We start from the raw sequence: 8,255 nt of genomic DNA, 5'->3' as shown, positions 1-8,255 counted from the left end.
TCAAAGACTTGTTTAAGCTTGCTGCAGCCTAGCCGTGAATTGGCCGGGCGACGTGCCGGTGTCGGCCATTCCGCACTCGTAATCGCGTGCACCTGCTGTTCGCTACAGGCGAGTTTGACGCCATCCAGCGTCAGTACATGCACGATATGGCGGGCGTACTCATGCCAACTGGCCTCACCCGAGGCCGACACATGATAAATCCCCCACGGTTCGGCAACTTGACCCGACAGGCTCGCCGCCAGCATATGTGCAGTCACATCCGCCACCAGCTGGGCCGAGGTCGGCGTGCCGATTTGGTCGGCAACGATACTCAGGCTGTTGCGCTCCAGCGCCAGGCGCAAAATGGTATGCAGGAAATTATTGCCAAAGGCGCTATACAGCCAGTTCACGCGCAACACCAGCGCACGCTGCACATGCTCACTCACAGCCAGTTCACCGGCTAACTTGCTGGCGCCATAGACCATGGCAGTGCCGGCGCTGTCACTTTCCACATAAGGCCCGGCTTTGCTACCATCGAATACATAGTCGGTCGAATATTGCACCATGACAGCACCGTGCTCACCCGCCCAGCGCGCCATCACCTCCGGCGCCACCGCATTGATGGCAAATGCCAACGCCGGCTTGGACTCCGCCTGATCAACGGAGGTATAGGCTGCGGCATTGACAATAATGTCGGGCCGCGTCCGATCCAGCCAAGCCCGCATCTGCTCGGGCCGCTGCAGATCAAACTCGGCACGTGCCGGCGCCAAAACCCGCCCCAGTGGCGCTAGCGCACGTATCAGTTCGAAACCCAGCTGTCCGCTGGAGCCGGTAATGAGAATGACGGGCAACATGATGTGATCCTTCGTTGTATTCTTATAAATCCTACCACGACTGCTGTTAGCAAACTATTCAAGCCTCCACCATGCATTTTCTGCCCCGCCTCACCCGTCTTCTATCCCGCCTCTGCCTATACACTTGTCTTTACCTGACAGGTAGCTATGCAACAGTACAGGCTGAGCCGCTAACTATTTGTTATCATTACGGCTGCAGCAAAAATGCGTCATTTCAGGTCGGCCATGCACTGCGTGACGAACTGCTTACCTTGTTCAAGCCTGCGCGCCAGCCCGCCGAAGAGCGCGCCGCGATCGCACAGGCGGTACAGCGGTTATATCTGGCAGCGGCTGAGCATGCACCGATTGCGGCTGATCGTGGCGGCAACTTCGCCGACGGCAGTGCCGATGGACGCATGGACTGTGTAGATCACAGCCAGAATGACACGACCTTCCTGCAATATCTCGCGCAGCAAGGACTGCTGCAACATCACCGGGTCGCCGCCCCTGTCTGGCGCGCCCCCTGGATTATCGACCTGCACTACGCCAGCCAGATTATCGAAATTGCCAGCGAGACCCCATGGGTCGTCGACAGCTGGTTTTTCGATTTCGGACACGAGCCGGTGGTAGTGCCGTACCAACAATGGAAGAAGGGCTAGTTCCCGTGACGGAAAAAAAACGTATCGTCGTCGGCATGTCCGGCGGCGTGGACTCTTCGGTGACCGCCTGGCTGCTCAAGCAGCAAGGGCATGAGGTGATCGGTGTCTTCATGCAAAACTGGGAAGACGACAACGACGACGAGTTCTGCTCGATCAAGCAGGATGCGCTGGACGCGATGAGTGTGGCCGACATCGTCGGTATCGACATGGAAATCGTCAACTTCGCCAAGGAGTATAAGGACAGGGTGTTCTCCTACTTCTTGAAAGAGTACTCCGCCGGGCGCACGCCTAACCCTGATGTGCTGTGCAATGCCGAGATCAAGTTCAAGGCTTTTCTCGACTATGCGATGGAGCTGGGCGCCGATTGTATCGCCACCGGCCACTATGCACGCAAGCTTGAACGCGATGGCCGCCACTACCTGATGAAAGGCGTGGATGAGACCAAGGATCAGAGCTATTTCCTTTATCGCCTGCAACAGTCTCAACTAGCCAAGGCATTGTTTCCGCTGGGTGATATCCGCAAGAGCGAGGTACGAAAACTGGCCGAACAAGCCGGCCTGCCCACTGCCGGCAAAAAAGATTCAACCGGTATCTGCTTTATCGGCGAGCGCCCGTTCCGGGAGTTCCTTAAGCGCTACCTGCCAACCAGCCCGGGCGAGATGATCACCCCCGATGGCAAACGCGTAGGCGAGCATGAGGGACTGATGTATTACACGCTGGGGCAGCGCAAGGGCTTGAATATCGGCGGTTCGAAAGACAGCAATGGCGAACCGTGGTTTGTCGCCGGCAAGGATATTCCGGCTAACCGCTTGATCGTAGTGCAGGGGCATGACCACCCGCTACTACTCAAGCGCGCACTGACTATGGCCGACCTGTCATGGACGCTGGATGGCGCCCCGCAAGCCGGCGACTATCAGGCCAAGAACCGCTATCGTATGGCGGATGCAGCCTGCACACTCAGTCCGGTGATAGATGGTCAGGCCACACTGGCGTTTAGCGAGCTGCAATGGGCGGTGACGCCTGGGCAATCCGCCGTACTCTACGATGGCGATATTTGTCTGGGGGGCGGTATCATCATGTAAAAAGCAGAAGGGCGCCGTCAAAGCGCCCTTCTGCTTTTAGCCCATGCTCAAGCTAGCCCGCCACACTACGGCTCGCCAGCTTAAGCTTTCCGGCCAGCCAGGTGTAGTCATAGCTGATAATCTCGTACGGATTACCAAACGGATCGACGAAAGCGACCGACAGATAGCTGGCGTGATCTTCGACCGAGTCGCGCGCCACCGTCTCGCCGGCACGATCTTTTACCCGCTCTCCCGCCAACTGATCCAGCCACTCCAGAAAATCCTGTCCACTGACCACAAAAGACACGGAACCGGGAGCACAAGCCGGTGCCGGCTGTAAAACCAATGCCAAGCGTATCGTCCCTGAGGTGTTCGCCAGCATGGTACTACCATTGGTTTTACGTACCCGCACATCAGGGCTCAGCCCCAGCACGCGCTGATACCAGCCCAACGCCCGACCAATATCATCGACACGCACATGAATATGGTCAATCTTGCCTAGGTTGAGCATCTCTTCCCCTTTTATCGGTACGCCATTCATGCGGGAGCAAATACAGGCTAATCCCGGAACACAAACAGCAAGCCTATTACTTTGAATTTATTCTAGCGTCTTTTTTTGGCAAAACAGACTCAGTCTGCATTTTGCAGCATGGGCAGCAGATAATGACCGGTATGACTAAGCGGATTAGCCGCAACTTCGGCAGGCGTTCCCTCGACCAGAATGGTTCCGCCTCCGGCCCCGCCCTCCGGTCCCAGATCGATAATCCAGTCTGCGGTCCTGATTACATCCAGATTGTGCTCGATCACCACCACCGTATTGCCGTTCCCGCGCAAGCGCTGCAGCACCTTGAGCAATAGGTCGATATCGTGAAAGTGCAGCCCGGTGGTTGGCTCGTCCAGAATATACAAAGTACGGCCGGTATCGCGCTTGGATAGCTCCAGCCCCAGCTTCACCCGTTGCGCCTCGCCACCCGACAAGGTGGTTGCCGATTGCCCCAGGCGAATATAGCCCAGCCCCACATCCATCAGCGTATTGAGCTTGCGCGCGACCGTAGGTACGGCAGCAAAGAACACTTGCGCCTGCTCGACCGTCATACCCAGCACCTCGTGAATATTCTTGCCCTTGTACAGCACCTCCAGCGTCTCGCGGTTATAGCGCTTGCCATGACACACATCGCACGGCACATAGATATCCGGAAGAAAATGCATCTCGACCTTGATCATGCCATCCCCCTGACAGGCCTCGCAACGTCCGCCTTTGACATTGAACGAGAAGCGCCCCGGCCCGTAGCCACGTTCACGCGATACCGGCACACCGGAAAACAATTCGCGTATCGGCGTAAACAGGCCGGTATAGGTCGCAGGATTGGAGCGCGGCGTACGCCCGATCGGGCTCTGGTCAACGTTGATCACTTTATCCAGCAGCGTCAGGCCCTTGATCTCCCGATATGGCGAAGGCTCCTCGCTAGTGGCGCCGTTAAGCTCGCGCGCCGCTATCTTGTACAAGGTATCGTTGATCAGCGTGCTCTTGCCCGAACCTGAGACACCGGTAATGCAGACCAGCATCCCCAGCGGCAAGTTCAGCGTCACATCCTTCAGATTATTACCAGTGGCACCGATCAGATGCAGCATCCGCTCCGGGTTGACCGGTCGATGCCCTTCCAGGGCCGTAATACGGCGGCGGCCAGATAGAAAAGCACCGGTGACCGAGCGCTCGCAGGCCGCAACCTCATCCGGCGTACCGGCAACCAGGACTTCACCGCCATGTTCACCGGCTCCCGGCCCCATATCGACCAGATAATCTGCGGCTCGGATCGCATCTTCATCATGCTCGACCACAATGACGCTATTACCCAAATCACGCAAACGCTTCAGGGTGCCGAGCAGACGATCGTTATCGCGTTGATGCAAGCCGATAGAAGGCTCGTCCAGCACATACATCACCCCGGTCAAGCCCGATCCGATCTGGCTAGCCAGACGGATGCGTTGTGCTTCCCCCCCGGATAAGGTATCGGCTGAACGCGATAGACATAGATAATCGAGGCCGACGTTATTCAGGAAAGACACCCGCTCACGGATCTCCTTGACGATTTTTTCCGCCACCGCCTGTTTCTGGCCGGTAACTTCCAGCGAGTCAAAAAACGCTGCCGCATCTTTCAGCGACAGCGCATTGATATCGAACAGCGCCCTGCCCCCGACAAACACATTGCGCGCCTCGACCCGCAAGCGCGAGCCATGGCAGGATGGGCAAGTCTGGTTGTTCTGGTATTTAGCCAACTCCTCGCGCACCGCAGACGAATCGGTCTCGCGGTAGCGGCGCTCCAGATTGGGAATAATGCCTTCGAACGGATGCTCACGGGTAAACAGCGTGCCCTTCTCCGAGCGGTAGGTAAATTCGATATTGTCGTGCCCCGAGCCATACAGCACCACTTGCTGCACCTTGGCAGGCAATTCTTCAAACGGCAGTTCGATGGCAAAGTCGTAATGCGCAGCCAGACTCATCAGCATCTGAAAATAGAGCTGGTTACGCTTGTCCCAGCCCTTGATCGCACCGGATGCCAGACTCAGCCCGGGATGAGCGACTACCCGATTGGGATCAAAAAAGGTAATCTCGCCCAAGCCATCACACTTGGGACACGCCCCCATCGGATTATTGAAAGAAAACAGCCGAGGCTCGAGTTCGGGCAAGCTGTAGGAACACACCGGGCAGGCAAACTTGGCCGAGAACCAATGCTCCTTGCCTTCATCCATTTCTACTGCAATGGCACGCCCTTCGGCATGGCGCAAGGCGGTTTCAAAACTTTCGGCCAGCCGTTGCTGCGCATCGGCGCGCACTTTCAGCCGGTCTATCACCACTTCTATGGTGTGCTTCTTGTTCTTTTCCAGCTTGGGTACGGCATCCAGTTCGTACACCACGCTGTCTACGCGCACGCGTACAAAGCCCTGTGCACGCAACTCTTCAAACAGGTCGGCGTTCTCGCCCTTACGCCCCATGATCACCGGAGCCAAAATCATGACCCGGGCCTCCTCGGGCAAGGCCAGGACATGATCCACCATCTGGCTGACGGTTTGCGATGCAAGCGGCACATGGTGATCGGGGCAATGCGGCACGCCGACACGGGCATACAGCAGGCGCAGGTAATCGTGAATTTCAGTCACCGTCCCCACGGTGGAACGCGGGTTGTGGCTGGTCGCTTTCTGCTCAATGGAAATAGCCGGGCTCAGCCCCTCGATCAGATCGACATCCGGCTTTTCCATCAACTGCAAAAACTGCCGTGCATAAGCAGACAGGGACTCGACATAGCGGCGCTGGCCTTCGGCATAGAGCGTATCAAAGGCCAGCGAACTCTTGCCCGAACCGGACAGACCGGTGATCACGATCAGCTTGTGCCGCGGCAGATCCAGATCAACGTTCTTCAGATTATGGGTGCGCGCCCCACGGATGCGGATGTAGTCCATGCCTTACTCACAATGAATCGGGTAACCTGTTAATATACCCGACTTATTGAGCCGGGCTCTAGCTAATGCCGCGCTAAACGCGACAGACAGCCATCATTTTTCTCCGGGATCTTACCGCTACCATGAATTCGCTGGAATTACGCGCAAGCCTGGGATTGGCAGGTGTCTACGCCCTGCGCATGCTGGGCATGTTTCTTATCCTTCCCGTCTTTGCTCTTTATGCCGAACAGTTACCGGGCACCATCAGCCCCACCGCAGTCGGTTTTGCGTTGGGGAGCTATGGCTTGGTGCAAGCACTCCTGCAACTACCGCTGGGCATGTTGTCCGACCGTATCGGCCGCAAAAAAGTCATTTATGGTGGTCTCTTGCTATTTGCCATCGGCAGTTTTGTGGCGGCTGCCGCCGATGACATCGTATGGCTGACCGTAGGGCGCATCATTCAAGGCTCAGGTGCTATTTCTGCCGCGATTACGGCATTACTCGCCGATCTGACACGTGAAGAACACCGCACCCGCGCCATGGCCATGATAGGAATGAGTATAGGCATGACCTTTGCCGTCAGTCTGGTACTCGGTCCATTACTGGCTAGCTGGATAGGGGTAAACGGAATATTTGCGCTCACCGGCATCCTGACACTGCTGGCGCTACTGGGTGTTTGGCTTATCATCCCGGATCCGCTTATTTCGCGTTTTCACTCGGATACCCAAGCCAATACCGGACGCCTGTTACCCGTACTACGCAACCCGCAACTGGCACGCCTCAATTTCGGCATCTTTGCCCTGCATGCGGCACAGATGGCCATGTTTGTAGTGATTCCGTTTTCACTGACCCGGGCAGGCCAACTCGATAAGGCACACCACTGGCAAGTTTACCTGCCGGTAGTGGTATTGGGATTTTTACTGATGATTCCGGCCATTATTTATGGCGAAAAAAAGCACCGGTTAAAACAGGTATTTGTTGCTGCGGTTGGCGTCATGACTGTCGCACAATTAGGCATGGCCTCGGCACTGGATACCTTTTGGCAGATCGTATCATGGCTGGTACTCTACTTTATTGCCTTCAATATACTGGAGGCGACCCTACCCTCCATCATTTCAAAGATCGCCCCTGCCGACGCTAAAGGCACCGCTATAGGCGTGTATAATACCGCTCAATCTTTCGGCCTCTTTCTCGGTGCAGCAGGTGGCGGCTGGCTCTACACTCACACTGGCACCACGGGAGTTTTCGGCTTTACCAGCATACTTATGGCGAGTTGGCTGGTACTTGCAGCAAGCATGCGCGCCCCGCTACCCGTCAAGTCCATGATGTTCCATATTGGTGACAACTGGCAGGGTGATGCACAACTTTTGTCGCAAAAACTTGCTGCTTTACCTGGGGTACGCGAAGCTGTCGTACTGCTGGAAGAACGCGTAGCCTACCTCAAGGTCGCACAACAAGGCTGGGATGAGGCTGCAGTACAAGGCTTGATTCAGGAAACATACTGAAGCTCGATTTTCGAGGCCCGACCAGATGGCAGGCAAAGCCTGCCGCCGGTGCCTAACAACCGGCAAATAATGATTTGAACGGAGACAGACATGAATAGCATTACTTTTGACGGCCGCTTGGCTGCCGATGCAGAACTACGTTACACCCCGAGTGGCGAACCCATCCTTAGCTTCCGCGTTGCCAGCGATATTGGTTTTGGCGAACGCAAAACGACCAACTGGTTCAGCTGCCAAGTCTGGGGCAAGCGTGGCGAAACGCTGAAAAACTACCTGAGCAAAGGCCAGCAAGTTACAGTCTACGGCCAGTTGACATTGCGCGAATGGCAAGACAAAGAAGGCCTCAAGCGCGTATCGCCGGACGTACGCGTCAATGAACTAAGCCTGCAAGGTGGCAAACGTGAAGGTGGTAGCGCCCCGATGGACGAAGAATATGGCTACGGCGGTAGTGCAGCCCGTCCAAGCGCGCCTTCTACCCCTCCGGCAGCACCACGCCAGCAGGCACCACGCCAGCCCGCACCGCCAATGGGCGATCTGGAAGACGACATTCCGTTTTGAGGTGTACCTGCGAGATTAAGTGTAAAAATTTTTACTCAACGCCCTGTTTCTACAGGGTTTTTTTTCGCTTTCGATTCTATCGATATCAACGCAAAACCCCCCAACCATTGCTGGTTGGGGGGTTTCTAATGGGGCGTCTGGCGGTGTCCTACTTTCACATGGCGAATGCCACACTATCATCGGCGCTAAGGTGTTTCACGGTCCTGTTCGGGATGGGAAGGCGTG

Annotated in this window: 7 protein-coding genes and 1 rRNA gene; 4 read left to right on the top strand and 4 right to left on the bottom strand. The window is 56.2% G+C overall.

The genetic code is table 11. The features are described 5' to 3' along the window. The coding region (rfbD, locus tag ACRC1E_RS06770) for a dTDP-4-dehydrorhamnose reductase (protein WP_438514349.1) at window positions 1-833 on the bottom strand (833 nt) is incomplete at its 3' end. A 251-nt stretch (window positions 834-1,084) separates the two neighbouring features. Here rfbD and ACRC1E_RS06765 point away from each other — a divergent pair. Then, window positions 1,085-1,471 (top strand): hypothetical protein, encoded by a 387-nt coding sequence (locus ACRC1E_RS06765; RefSeq protein ID WP_438514348.1) that lies wholly within the window; start codon window positions 1,085-1,087, stop codon window positions 1,469-1,471. 5 nt (window positions 1,472-1,476) lie between these two features. Beyond that, complete coding sequence (mnmA, locus tag ACRC1E_RS06760) at window positions 1,477-2,553, top strand: tRNA 2-thiouridine(34) synthase MnmA (protein WP_438514347.1); 1,077 nt, start codon at window positions 1,477-1,479, stop codon at window positions 2,551-2,553. 52 nt (window positions 2,554-2,605) lie between these two features. On the opposite strand, the gene ACRC1E_RS06755 is transcribed toward mnmA, so the two are convergent. Together ACRC1E_RS06755 and uvrA are read right to left on the bottom strand one after the other, a co-directional pair. After that, window positions 2,606-3,043 (bottom strand): VOC family protein, encoded by a 438-nt coding sequence (locus ACRC1E_RS06755; RefSeq protein ID WP_438514346.1) that lies wholly within the window; start codon window positions 3,041-3,043, stop codon window positions 2,606-2,608. A 119-nt stretch (window positions 3,044-3,162) separates the two neighbouring features. Next, entirely contained in the window at window positions 3,163-5,991 is a 2,829-nt protein-coding gene (uvrA, locus tag ACRC1E_RS06750; protein ID WP_438514345.1) for an excinuclease ABC subunit UvrA, read from the bottom strand. Window positions 5,992-6,113: 122 nt separating this feature from the next. Here uvrA and ACRC1E_RS06745 point away from each other — a divergent pair, with 122 nt between their 5' ends. Both ACRC1E_RS06745 and ACRC1E_RS06740 read left to right on the top strand, forming a co-directional pair. Next, window positions 6,114-7,475, top strand: coding sequence for an MFS transporter (locus ACRC1E_RS06745; RefSeq protein WP_438514344.1), 1,362 nt, complete (start codon window positions 6,114-6,116; stop codon window positions 7,473-7,475). 90 nt (window positions 7,476-7,565) lie between these two features. After that, on the top strand, window positions 7,566-8,030 hold the full coding sequence (locus ACRC1E_RS06740) for a single-stranded DNA-binding protein (RefSeq protein ID WP_438514343.1): 465 nt from the start codon (window positions 7,566-7,568) through the stop codon (window positions 8,028-8,030). Window positions 8,031-8,165: 135 nt separating this feature from the next. On the opposite strand, the gene rrf is transcribed toward ACRC1E_RS06740, so the two are convergent. Beyond that, window positions 8,166-8,255 (bottom strand): 5S ribosomal RNA (gene rrf / locus ACRC1E_RS06735); the annotation flags it as partial.

It is taken from the genome of Craterilacuibacter sp. (genome assembly GCF_051659485.1).
GTDB lineage: Bacteria > Pseudomonadota > Gammaproteobacteria > Burkholderiales > Chromobacteriaceae > Craterilacuibacter.
The sequence above is the reverse complement of the archived record's forward strand: the minus strand, read 5'-3'. Positions and strand labels throughout refer to the sequence as shown.

What these genes read in the sequence shown, in the direction of transcription:
- ACRC1E_RS06755 (WP_438514346.1), bottom strand. Translation starts at nt 3,043, where the DNA reads ATGCTCAACCTAGGCAAGATTGACCATATTCATGTGCGTGTCGATGAT.
- uvrA (WP_438514345.1), bottom strand. Translation starts at nt 5,991, where the DNA reads ATGGACTACATCCGCATCCGTGGGGCGCGCACCCATAATCTGAAGAAC.
- ACRC1E_RS06745 (WP_438514344.1), top strand. Translation starts at nt 6,114, where the DNA reads ATGAATTCGCTGGAATTACGCGCAAGCCTGGGATTGGCAGGTGTCTAC.
- ACRC1E_RS06740 (WP_438514343.1), top strand. Translation starts at nt 7,566, where the DNA reads ATGAATAGCATTACTTTTGACGGCCGCTTGGCTGCCGATGCAGAACTA.